Origin of the sequence: Actinomadura sp. NPDC000929 (assembly GCF_040492065.1) — a bacterium.
GTDB classification, from domain to species: Bacteria; Actinomycetota; Actinomycetes; order Streptosporangiales; family Streptosporangiaceae; genus Spirillospora; species Spirillospora verrucosospora.
The window spans coordinates 64,235-79,601 of record NZ_JBEUPA010000014.1 but is presented as its reverse complement, the minus strand read 5'-3'; the positions used below and the strand labels follow the sequence as shown (position 1 = coordinate 79,601).

14 protein-coding genes, 1 tRNA gene and 1 pseudogene are annotated in these 15,367 nt (G+C 68.0%); 5 read left to right on the top strand and 11 right to left on the bottom strand.

Translation table 11 applies throughout. The features are described 5' to 3' along the window. Positions 1 to 80: 80 nt before the first annotated feature. From ABWI04_RS08225 to ABWI04_RS08190, 8 genes are all read right to left on the bottom strand, one after another. Entirely contained in the window at positions 81 to 1,283 is a 1,203-nt protein-coding gene (locus ABWI04_RS08225; RefSeq protein WP_353831946.1) for a cation:proton antiporter, read from the bottom strand. 827 nt (positions 1,284 to 2,110) lie between these two features. After that, the gene (locus ABWI04_RS08220; RefSeq protein WP_353831945.1) at positions 2,111 to 2,323 is read right to left on the bottom strand and encodes a hypothetical protein; all 213 of its coding nucleotides are present in this window, start codon (positions 2,321 to 2,323) and stop codon (positions 2,111 to 2,113) included. A gap of 584 nt (positions 2,324 to 2,907) precedes the next feature. Continuing rightward, positions 2,908 to 3,294 (bottom strand): barstar family protein, encoded by a 387-nt coding sequence (locus ABWI04_RS08215; RefSeq protein WP_353831944.1) that lies wholly within the window; start codon positions 3,292 to 3,294, stop codon positions 2,908 to 2,910. A gap of 281 nt (positions 3,295 to 3,575) precedes the next feature. After that, the gene (locus tag ABWI04_RS08210) at positions 3,576 to 4,334 is read right to left on the bottom strand and encodes a methyltransferase domain-containing protein (RefSeq protein ID WP_353831943.1); all 759 of its coding nucleotides are present in this window, start codon (positions 4,332 to 4,334) and stop codon (positions 3,576 to 3,578) included. Next, the gene (locus ABWI04_RS08205; RefSeq protein ID WP_353831942.1) at positions 4,334 to 4,684 is read right to left on the bottom strand and encodes an ArsR/SmtB family transcription factor; all 351 of its coding nucleotides are present in this window, start codon (positions 4,682 to 4,684) and stop codon (positions 4,334 to 4,336) included. Before ABWI04_RS08205 ends, ABWI04_RS08210 begins: the two co-directional genes overlap by 1 nt. Before the next feature lie 63 nt (positions 4,685 to 4,747). Then, entirely contained in the window at positions 4,748 to 5,167 is a 420-nt protein-coding gene (locus ABWI04_RS08200; RefSeq protein WP_353831941.1) for an arsenate reductase ArsC, read from the bottom strand. Next, the gene (gene arsB, locus ABWI04_RS08195; protein ID WP_353831962.1) at positions 5,164 to 6,240 is read right to left on the bottom strand and encodes an ACR3 family arsenite efflux transporter; all 1,077 of its coding nucleotides are present in this window, start codon (positions 6,238 to 6,240) and stop codon (positions 5,164 to 5,166) included. The genes ABWI04_RS08200 and arsB overlap by 4 nt, the downstream gene beginning before the upstream one ends. Before the next feature lie 38 nt (positions 6,241 to 6,278). Then, positions 6,279 to 6,656 carry an ArsR/SmtB family transcription factor gene (locus tag ABWI04_RS08190; RefSeq protein ID WP_345171288.1) on the bottom strand — a complete coding sequence of 126 codons (378 nt, stop codon included), beginning with the start codon at positions 6,654 to 6,656 and terminating at the stop codon, positions 6,279 to 6,281. A gap of 139 nt (positions 6,657 to 6,795) precedes the next feature. On the opposite strand from ABWI04_RS08190, the gene ABWI04_RS08185 reads away from it, so the two are divergent. Next, positions 6,796 to 7,308 (top strand): ArsI/CadI family heavy metal resistance metalloenzyme, encoded by a 513-nt coding sequence (locus ABWI04_RS08185; RefSeq protein WP_353831940.1) that lies wholly within the window; start codon positions 6,796 to 6,798, stop codon positions 7,306 to 7,308. Between the two features lie 807 nt (positions 7,309 to 8,115). Here ABWI04_RS08185 and ABWI04_RS08180 read toward each other — a convergent pair. Next, positions 8,116 to 8,189: transfer RNA gene (locus tag ABWI04_RS08180), tRNA-Gly, on the bottom strand. Between the two features lie 82 nt (positions 8,190 to 8,271). Between ABWI04_RS08180 and dcd the strand changes: the two genes are divergently transcribed. The 4 genes and pseudogenes from dcd (at position 8,272) to ABWI04_RS08160 (ending at position 12,126) form a co-directional block, all read left to right on the top strand. Beyond that, the gene (gene dcd / locus ABWI04_RS08175; RefSeq protein ID WP_353831939.1) at positions 8,272 to 8,847 is read left to right on the top strand and encodes a dCTP deaminase; all 576 of its coding nucleotides are present in this window, start codon (positions 8,272 to 8,274) and stop codon (positions 8,845 to 8,847) included. Between the two features lie 182 nt (positions 8,848 to 9,029). Then, positions 9,030 to 10,274 (top strand): quaternary amine ABC transporter ATP-binding protein, encoded by a 1,245-nt coding sequence (locus ABWI04_RS08170; protein ID WP_345171295.1) that lies wholly within the window; start codon positions 9,030 to 9,032, stop codon positions 10,272 to 10,274. A 163-nt stretch (positions 10,275 to 10,437) separates the two neighbouring features. Then, positions 10,438 to 11,193: pseudogene (locus ABWI04_RS08165) on the top strand (ABC transporter permease); the annotation flags it as partial. Between the two features lie 48 nt (positions 11,194 to 11,241). Then, entirely contained in the window at positions 11,242 to 12,126 is an 885-nt protein-coding gene (locus ABWI04_RS08160; RefSeq protein ID WP_345171299.1) for a glycine betaine ABC transporter substrate-binding protein, read from the top strand. A 53-nt stretch (positions 12,127 to 12,179) separates the two neighbouring features. On the opposite strand, the gene ABWI04_RS08155 is transcribed toward ABWI04_RS08160, so the two are convergent. Together ABWI04_RS08155 and ABWI04_RS08150 are read right to left on the bottom strand one after the other, a co-directional pair. Next, complete coding sequence (locus ABWI04_RS08155; protein WP_345171301.1) at positions 12,180 to 12,917, bottom strand: ZIP family metal transporter; 738 nt, start codon at positions 12,915 to 12,917, stop codon at positions 12,180 to 12,182. 121 nt (positions 12,918 to 13,038) lie between these two features. After that, complete coding sequence (locus ABWI04_RS08150) at positions 13,039 to 15,186, bottom strand: (Fe-S)-binding protein (protein ID WP_353831938.1); 2,148 nt, start codon at positions 15,184 to 15,186, stop codon at positions 13,039 to 13,041. Positions 15,187 to 15,367 lie beyond the last annotated feature (181 nt).

Genomic DNA, 15,367 nt, shown 5'->3' with positions numbered 1-15,367 from the left:
CCCGCACGGGTCCAGGGGGCGGTTCGAGGCCGTCAGGGCAGCCGTCCCGCAGGGTGTGCCCAAGATCGGGATCTCCCGCTTCAACTCGCGGCGCGGACGACGTGCAGCCGGCGGGCCACCGGGGTCGCGGTCAGGCCGTACAAGGTCACCGTTGCGACGATCACCAGGAAGGCGACGGGCAGGATCTTGGCGGCGCCGCCGATCCCCTGCGCGGCGAGTTGGACGGAGAATGTCGAGGCGGTGGCGGCTGCGACTATGCCGCGCGGATCCATCCAGCCGATGAAGCACCACTCGCCGGTCGTCAGGTCCGTTCCACGCGTGGACAGGTAGGCCAGGAGGGGTCTGACGATCAAGACCAAGGCGGCGACCAGCCCCAGGGCGGGGAGCGCCACATCGGCGACCGACCGTGGTGTGATCGTGGCCGAGATGGAGATGAAGAGCAGGCCGATGATCAGCTGGACGAGCGTCTCGGAAACGGGCCTGTGTTCGGGGAGGTCGAAACTCTTCAGGTTGGCCACCGCCAGTCCCATGATGACAGCCGCGAGCAGACCGGCGTCGTCGCGGGCGATGTCGCAGGCGGCCGCCACGACGACCACGACGGCGAGTTGCGCGGTGCTGGCGAGTACCTCGCCGAACCGGAGCCGTCGCATCAGCAGCCACAGCAATCCTGCCCCGATTACGCCGCCGCCCAGGCCGACTCCGATGCTGAGAACGAACTGCAGCACATGCTCGCCGGAGCCTAGGCGGGCCCGTTGAACCACGCCGCCGAACACCACCGCGCCCAGGATGCCGCCGATCGGATCGACCAGTGAACCCTCCCACAGAAGGATTCGTCCCACCCGCTCCGCGGGCCGGACGAAGCCGAGCAGCGGGCCCACCACCGTCGGACCGGAGACGACCAGAATTGCCCCCAGCATCACCGCCGCGCCCGCTGACATACCGAGCAGCGGCACCGCGAGCAGCGCGGCGCAGGCCATCGTGAGGGGCACACCGAGCACGATCAGCCTGACCACAATGCGACGGGTATCTCCCCTGAGCTTCCGCATGTCCAGTCCCAGACCGGAGTCGTAAAGGATCAGCGCGACCGACAGTGACACCAGGGGCTCGAAGGTCGCTCCTAACAGCCGATGGGGATCGATGTCATCGGTCAGCGCACCCGCGACGAAACCGGTCGGGAGCAGGACGATCAAAGCAGGGATGCGCAACCAGCTCGCCAAGAGCTGGGAACCGACCGCGAGTGCGACGGTCAGCCCCAGCCCGAAAAGGAGCTGATCGGTTGTCATGGCGCCCCTTGGCCTCGCGTCCACCAGCGGAGACCCCACCCGACCCCGCCGCGGTCGCAATCCCGCGCTGTGGACTTGGCGATCCCTGTGCCCAGTGACCACACCAGTACCCGTGACGATCCGAAACTTGGCCGCGACTAAACGGAGTAGCGGCAGAACTTGCGCGGACACCCCGAAACCTGGATCCGAGGTGGCGAGTCATAGTTACGACCGGCCTGAGGACCAGCACCGACCGCTCCCAACCGGCTGCGGTGCCGTGAGCATCTCCAGCGCCGGCATCTCTCGCGTGCGCCGTTGAGCCCAGACGAAGCGCCTGCGACCCCGAAACCGCTGCCCAGCGCGTACTCCGATTCAAGGGGCTGGACGGCGCGGGCCCCTCGCCTCGGGCACGACCACCCCTCTGCCCCCACGGCCGTCACCCGCGTGTCCTGACTTGTACGTCTAATCGAGCTCGTCACCTTAGTGATGATCATTGGAACGGCTTCCCGGCGTTCCTTACTGCTCTCCGGCTTCGGCTGAGTGGCCCTTCAGGTTGCGCAGGGCTAACAAGGTCTCGGCCGGAGTCACGCATCTGAGGCCGGTGTCGTCGTGACCGGCACGGCGACAGCACCCGATCATCCGAGGGCAAGCGGACCCGGAGCGCAGAGCCGACCACGGCCCGAGCACCGGAACCCGGGCGGCAACGATCGTCCCCGGCCACGCAGTCCACCTCAGCCAAGCTGTGGCGATTGCAGGGCTGAGCCGCGGACTACCTGCTTACAAGCAAGATCGGCACTGTCCAGACCGTCCTCATCCATCCCCTGGCCCGGGCCGCGCTTGGTCCTCGTTCACCGATCGCTGTACGAGTCGTACGCGAGGTACTCCCCGAACTCGTCCGGGAGCCATGTGGGAGTTCCCCATCGCCCGCCATGCTCCAGCGAACCCTTGTACTCGATCTCCAAAACGCTGCCATGCGTATGGTCCATCATCCCGAGTCGCCGGTTCCTGCTGTAGAGAAAGAGCGAAACGCTCGTGTGAGGCTTCCCGTTGATGGGCTCCATCCCCAGCACTCCTTCCCAGCACAACTGGAAGCCGTTGCCTTGTGGGGGCGCACTACGGATAGGGCAGGAGAACGAGAACCCCTCGTCGTCCAGCAAACACTTATCCAAAGGCTCCGCAAGCGTAATCTGTTCCTGCAGAAGCGTGCTCAACTCCGTGACGAGCCGACTAATCCATCCCGGTCGGGGGTCATCTCCGCCGATCACCTGGTAAGCCTCCGATCCACTACTGAAGCTCAGGGCACCAACTGTAAGAGTTGGGCGGCGGCGGCCGGGCTGCGAGACGGGACCGGACGAAACAGGCCGCATGCCCGACGCGCCGAGGTGGGCGGCCGCCGACGACCGCGGGACGGGCCCCTTGAAGACTTAAGAAACTTCTCATCCGCCCCGGAGCGCGAGGTGTCAGGTCTCATGATTAGCGTGACAGATCGTTCTCAGGACCTGTGTGAAGTTGCTGGCCGCCGGGGCAAGGATCCCCCATCGCCCGGCTCAAAGCCCGCAAGCCAGAGGGGCCCAGGCAGCTCCGCAGCTCCGGCGGTTCTGCACCGTCGCCTCCGGCAATCAAGGCCACCGCAACACGATGACCGTCAACACAGTCGGAGCTTGCCGGGTTGTTCCTGCTCGAAAATCTCAATGAGCCAATCGAAGACCGTGGGGCCGTGTTCTGCACGAGCGGCTTCGAGCTCCGCTCGGACCGATGGCCGGTTCGTCGGATGACAGCGCGCCAGTCTCAACTCCAACTGCCGCACCGTCTCGGCAAACCCCAGGCATCGCCGGCACAGCTCGTGATCACGCCACTCGACCACGAAGTCATCGTCATCGGGCGTTCCAAATCCGCCACGCAGGCAATCCCTGAAAGCGTCGAGGTTCCGGCCGAAGTACCCGCCAGGGCCGTTCACCGATTCGCCCATGACCCGCCAGAAGTCCTCCAGATTCTGGATCTCCGTGCCGTCCACGACATAAACCACCGTCATCAGACGCACGATAGTCGACCTCGCAGTTCAGCCCTCACCGCAGTCCCTGCCGACCTCCGCCGCCGCACGCATCGCGCTCAAGCCGCAGCATTATCCTCAACCCAACAGGATAAAGATCATCTAGTTGGAGCTCACCCACGTCTCGAGGCGGATCTGTCACACACCTCCTGAGCCCTGACACCCCGGAGCGCGGGGCTGACCTCGGGCTTTGGCTGAGTGGCCCTTCACGCCCTAATCATCCGAGACCTGCGCCACGTCGTCCTGATCCGAACGGCGAGGGGCTAGCCGGCGGGCTTGGCGGCCTGGACGATGGCGGCGTGTAGCCCGTCCCCAGTGTCGGCAGTGGGGGTGATGGTGATGGTGGTGAACCCAGCGGCGCGCAGCTCGCGGCGGTACTCCTCGGCGGTGAGGGTGGAGGCGGCACATCCGATGCGCTGCTCTGCGGCGGCGCGCTCGTCGGGGTCGAGGCCGGGCTCGGCGATGATGTCGCTGACGCCGAATCGGCCGCCGGGACGCAGGACGCGGAAGGCTTCGGCGAGGACGCGGGCCTTGTCGGTGGCGAGGTTGATGACGCAGTTGGAGATGACCACGTCCACGCTTCCGGCTGGTAGCGGGATGTCGTCGATGTGGCCGCGCAAGAAGTGGGCGTTGTCGGCTCCGGCCTGGGCGGCGTTGGCGCGGGCGAGGGTGAGCATGTCGTCGCTGGCGTCCAGGCCGTAGGCGGTGCCGGTCGGGCCCACGCGACGGGCCGACAACAGCACGTCCAGGCCGCCGCCTGAACCGAGGTCGAGCACGGTCTCACCGGGGTGCAACTCGGCGACGGCGAGGGGGTTGCCGCATCCCAGGCTCGCGCGTAGGGCGGCCTCGGGGACCTGGTCCTCGGCCTGGTAGGCGGCGGCGCCGAAGCAGGATTCGCCGCCCTCGTCGCTGTCGCCTCCGTCGTGCGGGGTGGCGCCGGCAAGGGCGGCTCGGGCGAGGCCCGAGTAGCGGGCAACGATCTCGTCGGTAGTGGGCGTGCCGGTGGTGTGGGCCTCGGGCATCACTCGTCTCCTTCGGGTGGGCAACTCGGCGCGGCCGGTGCGGGGCGTCCCATGACCAGGTCGGCGGCGGTGGGGAAGCACTCCACGCACGCGGTGTTGATCCGGTAGAAGCGGGAGGTGCCGTGCTGGTCGACCAGCACGAACCGGACGTCGGCCAGCACCTTGAGGTGCGCGGACACCGTCGACTGCCCGACGTGGACGGCGTCGACGATTTCTCCGACGTTCATCGGCCGTCCCTGTCGGGCGAGCAGGGACACGATCTGTACGCGCGTGGGGTCGGCGAGTGCCTTGAACCATGACGCGTACTCGGTGGCGGTCGGCCGGTCGAGCGGCCCTTTCTCTTCATTCATCGTTCATCGACGATAGACGATGGAGTCGCCGTGGGGAAGACCGGTGACCGATGCCGGGCGCGGTCAGGCGTCGGCGGGCAAGAGTTCGGCGAGCAGGGCGCGGACGCGGGCGTCGATCTCGTCGCGGATGGGCCGGACGTTGTCGATCGGCTGGCCTGCGGGGTCGTCAAGCTGCCAGTCCAGGTAGCGCTTGCCGGGGAACACGGGGCAGACGTCGCCGCATCCCATGGTGATGACCACATCGGCGGTCTGGACGGCTTCGCCGGTGAGGGGCTTGGGGAACTCCTTGGACAGGTCCAGGCCGAGTTCGGCCATCACCGCGCGGACGGCGGGGTTGATCTCGTCGGCAGGTGCGGACCCGGCCGAGCGGACGCGGACCCGTCCGGCGGCGTGATGGTCGAGCAAGGCGGCGGCCATCTGGGAGCGTCCGGCGTTGTGGACGCACACGAACAGCACCTCGGGCACCTCGGCGGCCTGGGTCATGGGGTCTCCTGCGGGGTGAGGCGGCGGCGCAGCGCCAGCGAGACGTACACCAGGCCCACCAGAACGGGGACCTCGATGAGAGGACCGACGACTCCGGCCAGGGCCTGACCGGAGGTGACACCGAACGTTGCGATCGCCACCGCGATGGCCAACTCGAAGTTGTTGCCCGCGGCCGTGAACGCCAATGTCGCGGTGCGGGGGTAGCCGAGCCCGGCGGCGCGGCCGAGCGCGAAGGCTCCGGCCCACATGACCGCGAAGTAGACCAGCAGCGGCAGGGCGATCCGGGCGACGTCCCAGGGCCGGGAGGTGATCGCGTCGCCCTGGAGGGCGAACAGGACGACGATGGTGAACAGCAGCCCGTACAGCGCGGCCGGGCCGATGCGCGGCAGGAACCGCTCCTCGTACCAGGCCCGGCCCCGCGTGCGCTCGCCGAGACGGCGCGACAGGTACCCGGCGACCAGCGGGACGCCGAGGAAGATGAGCACGCTGCGGGCGATGTCCCACGCCGAGACGTCCAGTTCCGCCTGGTCCAGGCCGAGCCATCCGGGCAGGATCCGCAGGTAGAACCAGCCGAGTCCGGCGAACGCGATCACCTGGAAGACCGAGTTGAGCGCGACCAGGACGGCGGCGGCCTCCCGGTCCCCGCACGCCAGGTCGTTCCAGATGATCACCATGGCGATGCAGCGGGCCAGCCCGACGATGATCAGTCCGGTGCGGTACTGCGGCAGGTCGGGCAGGAAGATCCACGCCAGGGCGAACATGACCGCCGGACCGATCACCCAGTTCGCCACCAGCGACGGGATCAACAGGCGCCGGTCTGCGGTCACGGTGCCGAGCCGGTCATAGCGGACCTTGGCCAGCACCGGGTACATCATCACCAGCAGGCCGAGCGCGATCGGCAGGGAGATCCCGTCGACCTTCACCGACTCCAACGCATCGTTCAGGCCCGGGACGGCGCGGCCGGCGAGCAGGCCGAGCGCCATGGCCCCGCCGATCCACACCGGCAGGAACCGGTCCAGCACCGACAGGCGGGCCGCTACGGCGTCCGCAGGCTGGGGGGCGGCGGGCTGCATTCCGGTGGGTGCGGCCTGGACGTCCGGTCCGGTGCCGGTCACGAAACGGCCGCGGTGACGCGCGGCCCGAGGATCGCCGACAGGCGCTCCAGGACGCCGGGGTTGAGCCAGTAGTAGACCCACGTCCCGCGCCGCTCAGAATCGATCAACCCGGCCTGCTTGAGCACCTTCAGGTGATGGCTGATCGTCGGCGCCGTGAGGTCGAACGCGGCGGTCAGGTCGCACACGCACGCCTCCCCGCCCTCATGGCAGGCGATCAACGACAGCAGACGCAGCCGGACCGGGTCGGCGATCGCCTTGAACAGCGGCGTCAGATCGGCCGCCTCAGCCTCACTCAAGGGCTCGCAGACCAGGGGCGCGCAGCACGCCCCCTCGGTGTCGACGGGGTTCAAGATCGGCAACTGCTGCTTAGACATGCCTCTAATTTGACATCCATCTACGCACGGATGCAAACTCGGGCCACCGACTGCTTAGACAGATATCTAAACAGCGTTCACCGGGGCACCTGCCGACCGGCGACCGGCCGACACCGCCCACGACACGAGGAGGAACCGCATGTCCCGCGTCCAGCTCGCTTTGCGCGTGTCCGACCTGGAAGGCTCGATCGCCTTCTACTCCAAGCTGTTCGGCACCGAGCCGGCCAAGCTCCGGCCCGGCTACGCCAACTTCGCCATCACCGAGCCGCCGCTCAAGCTCGTCCTGATCGAAGGCGAGGGCGGCGAGCCGACCCGTATGGATCACCTCGGCGTCGAGGTCGAGGACTCCGGGCTCGTCAACGACGCGACCAAGCGCCTGACGGACGCCGGACTCGTGACCCTGGAGGAGAACGACACCTCGTGCTGCTACGCGTTGCAGGACAAGGTCTGGGTTCATGGTCCCGGTGGGGAGCCGTGGGAGGTCTACACGGTCAAGGCCGACGCTGACACCCTCGGCAAGAGCGCAGCCGACTCGACGGACGGCGACGCCTGCTGCGGCACCTCGGCATGCTGCACCCCCGACGAGCAGGCCCTCGACCCCACTCAGACTCCCGCTGAGGCCAAGGCCGCGTCCGGTTGCGCCTGCACCTGATCAACCGCCCAACGACCGTCCAGGGGCCGCGTGCTCGATCCGCGCGCGGCCTCTTCTCGTCCTCGGGGGGACCGCTGTAGTTCATCGGCCTTTTTCGCCATGGTTCGCACTATCGCCCAAGCTCCGCGCGTGCTCTGACGAAGAACTGATCAGGGAACATGATCAGAAGGCGGGAAATACTTCGGTCGGCACTGCTTACTACGTCGACGAGCTGAACAGACGAGAGAACGCCCGGACGATTGAGTCGGCACACAAGCTGGCTCGTTGGACCTTGTACATGGTGACTGCCAGCATCGCGGCAGTTGTGATCTCTCTCGTTAAGTAGGGCTCGTTCGGGTGGGCGGACGGGCGACGCGGCGCGGCGGGACAGAACAGGCCGCATGCCCGGCGCGCAAGGCTGACCTCAGGTGTTGGGCGACTAACCCTTCACGTTGAGCAGGGCTCGCAAGGTCTCGGCCGGGGTCATGCATCTAAGGCTGGTGTCATCGTTAAGGCCGCTGCGCTTCCCACCCTCTCGGCAGTCGACTCCCGCGGAAGTCCGCTGATTGCGCCGGGAGTTGATTTCGCCTCGCGGTCCGCAACTGCCTTCTCCCGCTCCTGGGCGCTGGGCAGACTTGGCGAGAGTCCGCCAAGACCGATCAGACCATCGCAAGCGGAGTCGACGCGCTCGTCCAGGCAGAGCAGGACGCAAGATAGCGACGGTTCAGCCGACCCCCGGGGCCGGTGACCTAATTGCACGGCGGCGTTCTGTGCCAGAAACGATCAAGGCCCAGGGGCGGGATCGTGTCCCTGCCTGGGCCTTCTGTGTGGAGCGGGTGACGGGAATCGAACCCGCGCTGTCAGCTTGGGAAGCTGAAGTTCTACCATTGAACTACACCCGCGTCGGGCTGCCTTGGGGGTGCCCGTGCCCTGGTTACTGTACCGGATCGTCGGTGGGGGTGTGGCGTGGGATAGCTTTCTGGGGTGCTGCTCTCCGATCGCGACATCAGGGCCGAACTCGAGTCCGGGCGAGTGAAGATCGACCCGTTCGAGCCGGTCATGGTCCAGCCGTCCAGTGTGGACGTGCGGCTGGACCGGTACTTCCGGGTGTTCGAGAACCACCGCTATCCGCACATCGATCCCGCTGTGGAGCAGCCGGATCTGACGCGGCTGGTGGAGGTCGAGGCCGATGAGGCGTTCGTGCTGCATCCCGGGGAGTTCGTGCTGGCCTCGACGTACGAGGTGTTCGGGCTTCCCGAGGACCTCGCGGCGCGGCTGGAGGGGAAGAGCTCGCTGGGGCGGCTGGGGCTGCTCACGCACTCGACCGCGGGGTGGATCGATCCAGGGTTCAACGGGCACGTGACGCTGGAGCTGTCGAACGTGGCGACGCTGCCGATCAAGTTGTGGCCGGGGATGAAGATCGGGCAGATGTGCCTGTTCCGGACGAGCTCGCCGGCGGAGTACCCCTACGGGTCGGCGAAGTACGGGTCGCGGTACCAGGACCAGCGGGGGCCGACGCCGTCGCGGTCGTACCAGAACTTTCACCGCACGAAAGTGTAGTCAGTTCGTTACCCGGGCGTGACGGAAGTCACCAAAAGATGAAACATGTTCTCTGGACGGGTAGTTTCGGGCGACGCACAGGCATGGCGTCTGGTTGACAGCCTCTTCAGGTGAGGTCCGGGCGCCTGGACGGACGAGGCGACCCGTTTCCGCGCAGCGACGTGGAAACCCGGAAGGAGATCGTGTCAGTACTCCGCGCGGAAAGCGTCACCAAACTCTTCGGCCGTAGGACGGCGGAGGCTCAGCGGAAACTCGGGGCGGGCGCCGATCTGTCGGCGGTCCGCGAGCTCGGGGTCACACCGGCGGTGGTGGACGCCACGTTCGAGGTCCGGCAGGGCGAGATCTTCGTGGTCATGGGCCTGTCGGGGTCGGGGAAGTCGACCCTCATCCGGATGCTGAACGGGTTGCTCGGCGCCACGTCCGGCCGTGTCGAGATCGACGGTCAGGACATCGCGAAGCTGTCTCCGAAGGCGCTGCGCGCGCTTCGGCAGAACAAGGTCAGCATGGTCTTCCAGCACTTCGCGCTGTTCCCCCATCGGACGGTTCTGGCCAATGCCGCCTACGGGCTCGAGGTCCGCGGCGTTCCCAAGGAAGAACGGGAGAAGACCGCCAGGGAGTTCCTGGCTCTGGTGGGTCTCGAAGGCTGGGAGAACAAGCTTCCCGGTGAGTTGTCGGGCGGAATGAAGCAGCGGGTGGGGCTCGCCCGCGCGCTCGCTTCGGGGACCGACATCATCCTGATGGACGAGGCGTTCAGCGCCCTGGACCCGCTGATCCGCCGGGAGGTCCAGGACCTGCTCCTGGACCTGCAGAACCGGTTCGGCAAGACGATCGTCTTCATCACCCACGACCTGAACGAGGCCATGCGCATCGGCGACCGCATCGCGGTGATGCGGGAGGGCCGGATCGTGCAGATCGGGACGGCCGAGGAGATCCTCACCGATCCCGCCAACGACTATGTCGCCCAGTTCGTCGCCGATGTGGACCGTACCAAAGTGCTGACGGCGGCCTCGGTGATGGAGAAGCCGCTGGTCACGGTGCCGGCGTCGACCGGGCCCCGGACGGCCCTGAGGACGATGCGCGAGCAGCAGACCTCGGCGGCGTTCGTGGTCGGGCGGGACCGCAGGCTCGTCGGACGGGTGCGGGCCACGGTCATCGCGGACGCGGTGCGCGACGGCGTCCAGACGCTGGACGGCCTGATCGACCCCGAGGATCCGGAGCCCGTGGCGCCGGACACGCCGGTCGCGGACCTGTTCGTCCGCGTCGCCGAGAGCGACCTGCCGGTGCCGGTCGCGGACGAGAAGGGCACGCTGCTCGGCGTGATCCCCCGGGTGACGCTGCTGGCGGCGCTCGGCGCGATCAACTCCCATGTGGAGGAGATGGTCGAGGAACCGGAGCCGGTGCTGACGAAGGAGGGCGGCGATGAGTGACGCGGCGATGAAGCTGCCCCGGATCCCGGTCGGCGAGTGGTTCGACGGCCTGGTGAGCTGGTGCACCGACAACCTGTCGTGGCTGTTCGACGGGATCGGGTCGGCGATCGAGGCGTCGGTGGACGGGCTGACGAGCGTCCTGAACGTCCTGCCGCCGCTGGGGCTGACGCTGGTGCTGGCCGTGATCGCGCTGGTGCTGAGCGGCTGGAGGCTGGCCCTGTTCACGGTCCTCGGGTTCGCGCTGGTCGACAGCATGGAGCTGTGGGAGCCGGCGATGGACTCGCTGGCCCTGGTGCTGGTGTCGGCGGTGGTGTCGACCGTGGTGGCGATCCCGATCGGCGTCGCGGCGGCGCGCAGCGACGTGGTCAGCCGGATCGTCCGGCCGGTCCTGGACTTCATGCAGACGATGCCGGCGTTCGTGTACCTGATTCCGGCGATCTTCTTCTTCAGCATCGGCTCGGTGCCCGGCGTGGTGGCGACGGTGATCTTCGCGATGCCGCCGGGGGTGCGGCTGACCGAGCTCGGCATCCGCGGTGTGGACCCGGAGATGGTCGAGGCGGGCGAGGCGTTCGGCACGCCGCCGGGCCGGATCCTGACCCGGATCCAGATCCCGCTCGCGATGCCGTCGATCATGGCCGGGGTCAACCAGCTGATCATGCTGTCGCTGTCCATGGTCGTCATCGCCGGGATGGTGGGGGCGGGCGGCCTCGGCGGCGAGGTGCTGGAGGGCATCAACCGGGTGGACGTCGCCAAGGGCTTCGAGGGCGGCATCGCCGTCGTGGTCCTCGCGATCTACCTGGACCGCCTGACCGGCGCCCTGGGCGACGGGCCGGGGATGCTGCGCGCGCTGTTCTCGCGCCGCCGGGCCGCCGCGCCCGCTCCGGCCGCCGTGGCCTCCGCCGCGAGCACGTCCGGCTGACCTCCCCCGCTCCCCTGCTTCACCATGCAAGCCGACGAAAGGATGCGCATGCGCTCCAAGTTCAAGGGCCTGACGGTCGCCGCGCTGACGCTGACGCTCGGGCTGGGCGCCGCGGCGTGCGGCGGTTCCGACTCCGGGGGTGGGAACGACAAGGAGATCACCATCGGCGTGGTCTCGGGCTGGGCCGAGGGCGAGGCCGCCACGGCCCTGTGGAAACGGCTCCTGACCGACAAGGGCTACAAGGTGGAGGTCAAGAACCTCGACACGGGACCGCTCTACGCGGGCATGTCGAAGGGCGACGTCGACCTGTTCGTGGACGCCTGGCTCCCGGGCACGCACGAGGACTACTGGAAGCAGTACGGCGACAAGCTGGAGAAGGTCGGCGTCTGGTACGACTCGGCGCCGCTGACCATCGCCGTGCCGAACTACTCCCCGCTGAAGACGCTCGACGACCTGAAGGGCAAGGGCGGCCAGTACGGCGGCAAGATCGTCGGGATCGAGAAGAGCTCCGGCCTGTACCGGGTGTCGCAGGAGAACATGCTCCCGGCGTACGGTCTGAAGGACGAGTACAAGGTGACGACGTCCTCCACGGCGGCGATGCTGACCGAGCTGAAGAAGGCCGTCGACGCCAAGAAGGACATCGTCGTCACGCTGTGGCGCCCGCACTGGGCGTACACGAAGTACCCCATCCGCGACCTGCAGGACCCGAAGGGCGCGATGGGCAAGCCGGACGGCATCAACACCATCGCCCGCAAGGACTTCGGCAAGGACCAGCCCGAGGTCACCGGCTGGCTGAAGAAGTTCAGGATGGACGACAAGCAGCTCGGCTCCCTCGAGGACCTGATGGAGAACCAGTACAAGGGCAAGCCCGACCAGGCCGTCGACGCGTGGCTCAAGACGAACCAGAGCTACGCCACGTCGCTGACCGGCTGACGCCGGGAACGTTCCCAGAGAGAAGGCCGTCCGGGTTTCCGGGCGGCCTTCTCTCAGCTCGCGAGCCCGACGCTGAGCAGCACCGCGAGGAGCCCGAGCCCGGTGGCGGCCAGGGTCATGACCCGCGGGTGGACGCTGTGCGCCTCGGGCAGGATCTCGGCGGCGGCCAGGTACAGCAGGACGCCGGCGAAGACGCCGAGGTAGGGACCGAGGACGGCGTCCGGGACGGTGGCCAGCATGCCGACGGCGGCCCCGGCGACGGGGGCGGCGGCGTCGGCGAGCAGCAGCAGGACGGCGGGGCGCCGGTCGCCGCGGTACAGCGAGGCGGCGGTGAAGGTGTTGAACCCGTCCGCGAAGTCGTGGGTGACGACGGCGAGCGCGACGAAGACGCCGGTCTCGGTGCCGGTCTGGAAGCCGAAGCCGATGCTGAGGCCGTCCACCAGGCTGTGCAGGACGAGGGCGGACGCGGCGAGCAGCCCGCCGGAGCCCGAGCCGCGGGCGTGCTCGTGCGGGGCGTACTCCTCCTCGTGGGCGCGGTGGATCGCGACCGCCTGCTCGACGACGTGCAGGAGCACGAACCCGGCCGCGAAGCCGATCATGGGCGCGGGGACGCCGAAGGGGCGGTGGCGGGTCAGCGCCAGCGACTCGGGGAGCAGGTCGAACGCGACGACGCCGAGCATGAGCCCGCCGGCGAGGCCGAGGACGAGGTGCCGGTGGTCGCGGACCCGCATCGCGGTGAGGCCGCCCGCGAGCGTCATCAGGAACGCGAGGAGGGACGCGAGCACGGCCATCCCCAGGTCTTACCAGCGAGCCCGCCCCCTCAACCGCGGCGGGAGCGCGGAACGGCCCGCCGGAGCGCGGAACGGCCCCGCCCCCGCCTGAGCGGGAACGGGGCCGTCGGAGCAGGCGCCCCTACTCGGCGGCGACCGCCTCCTTCTCGGGGGCGGTGCCCTCGCCCTTGATGGAGCGGATCAGGAGCTGGGAGACGTCGACGACCTCCAGCGACTCCTTGGCGTCGCCCGCGTTCTTCTTCTCGTTGATGGCGTCGCCCAGCATGACCAGGCAGAACGGGCACGCGGTGGAGACGGTGTCGGGGTTGGTCTCCAGCGCCTCGTCCACGCGCTCGGTGTTGATGCGCTTGCCGATGCGCTCCTCCATCCACATCCGGGCGCCGCCGGCGCCGCAGCAGAAGCCGCGGTCCTTGTGCCGGTGCATCTCCTGCGTCCGGACGCCGGGGACGGTCGCCATGATGTCGCGCGGCTGCTTGTAGACCTTGTTGTGGCGGCCGAGGAAGCAGGGGTCGTGGTAGGTGATGTTCTCCTCGATCGGCGTGACCGGGGTGAGCTTGCCCTCCTCGACCAGGTGCGCGAGCAGCTGGGTGTGGTGGACGACCTCGTAGTTCCCGCCGATCTGCGGGTACTCGTTGGCCAGGGTGTTGAAGCAGTGCGGGCAGGTCGCGACGATCTTCTTGACGCCCGCGTCGTTCAGCGTCTCGACGTTCTGCTGGCCGAGCATCTGGAAGACGAACTCCATGCCGAGGCGGCGGGCCGGGTCGCCGGTGCACGCCTCCATGGGGCCGAGAACGGCGAACTTGACGCCCGCGATGTGCAGGAGCTCGGCGACGGCCTTGGTGGTCTTCTTGGCGCGGTCCTCCAGGGCGCCGGCGCAGCCGACCCAGAACAGGTACTCGGTGTCCTCGGAGACCTTGTCGTCGACGACGTCGACCTCGAAGTCGAGCTCCTCGATCCATTCGAGGCGCTTCATCTCGGACATCCCCCACGGGTTGCCCTTGTTCTCCAGGTTCTTCAGCATGACGCCGGCCTCGGAGGGGAACGAGGACTCGATCATGACCTGGAAGCGGCGCATGTCCAGGATGTGGTCGATGTGCTCGATGTCGACCGGGCACTGCTCGACGCACGCGCCGCAGTTGGTGCAGGACCACAGGACGTCGGGGTGGATGACGCCGTCGTCGCCGACGAGGGCCTTGTCGACCTCCATGGCGAGCTTCTGCTCGTCGGTGAACCCGTTGCGGGCCTCTTCCGACGCGGTGAAGTAGGGCGCCTTGGCCAGGGCGTGGTCGCGCAGCTCCAGGACGAGCATCTTGGGCGACAGCGGCTTGCCGGTGTTCCAGGCGGGGCACTGCGACTGGCAGCGACCGCACTCGGTGCAGGTCGCCATGTCGAGGAAGCCCTTCCAGGTGAAGTCCTCGATCTTGCCGCGACCGAAGACGTCCTCGTCGGGGTCGGCCTCCTCGAAGTCGAGCGGCTTGCCGCCCGACATCATCGGCTGCGCGGCGCCGAGGCCGTCGGGGCGGCGCTTGAACATGACGTTCAGCGGTGCCAGGAAGATGTGCAGGTGCTTGGAGTGGACGACGAAGACCAGGAAGATCAGCGCGACGGCGATGTGCAACAGCAGGCCGACCGACTCCAGGACCTCCAGCGTGTGGTCGCTCAGCCCGTCGAACAGGTGGCCGACCAGGTAGGAGAAGTAGGCGCCCTTGCCATAGGGCAGGTTGCCGCTGGCCCACTCCACGCCGCGGAAGAAGAACATCGTCCAGATCACGTTGAAGATCATGAACAGCGTCATCCAGGCGCCGGACAGGTGCGAGCCCTTGAACCGGGACTTGCGGCCGATGCGCTTGGGCGAGTTCTTGATCCGGATCGCGGTGAAGACGAGCAGGCCCGCGGTGCAGGCGAGGGCGATCGTGTCCTGGACGAATCCGATCGGCGGCCAGGTCTGCAGGCCGGGGATCTTGGCGTCCAGCCCGAACAGCAGCGCGACGGCCGCCTCCAGGTAGACGGTGATCAGCAGGATGAACGCCCACATGACCGCGGCGTGCGAGACGCCGGCGAGGGTCCATTTCAGCAGCTTGCGCTGGCCGAGCACCTCGACGGCCTGGCCCTCGACGGCCTTGGCGGGCTCACGCCTGACCTGAAGGGTCCGCTGGGGATCGGGCTGCCCGCTCCTGGCGATCGCGTACAGGAACAGCACTCGCCTCCCGGCGAGCGCCAGCGCGACCGCCGCTCCGGCGAGCCCGATGACCAATGTGATCCAGAACACTGTTCCGTCCTCCTGGGGTACGGGCGATGGCAGCCAGCGTAGGGCTCGCGTCGGACTGCTCTCCATCCGGGGCCCGAATACTACTCGGTAGTAGCTTACGCGTCACATCCCCTGGTCAGAACAGCCCGCGCCGACGTCGGGACCGCCGAGTCCTTCGATCTTGATTCTTACCCGTGTGGCG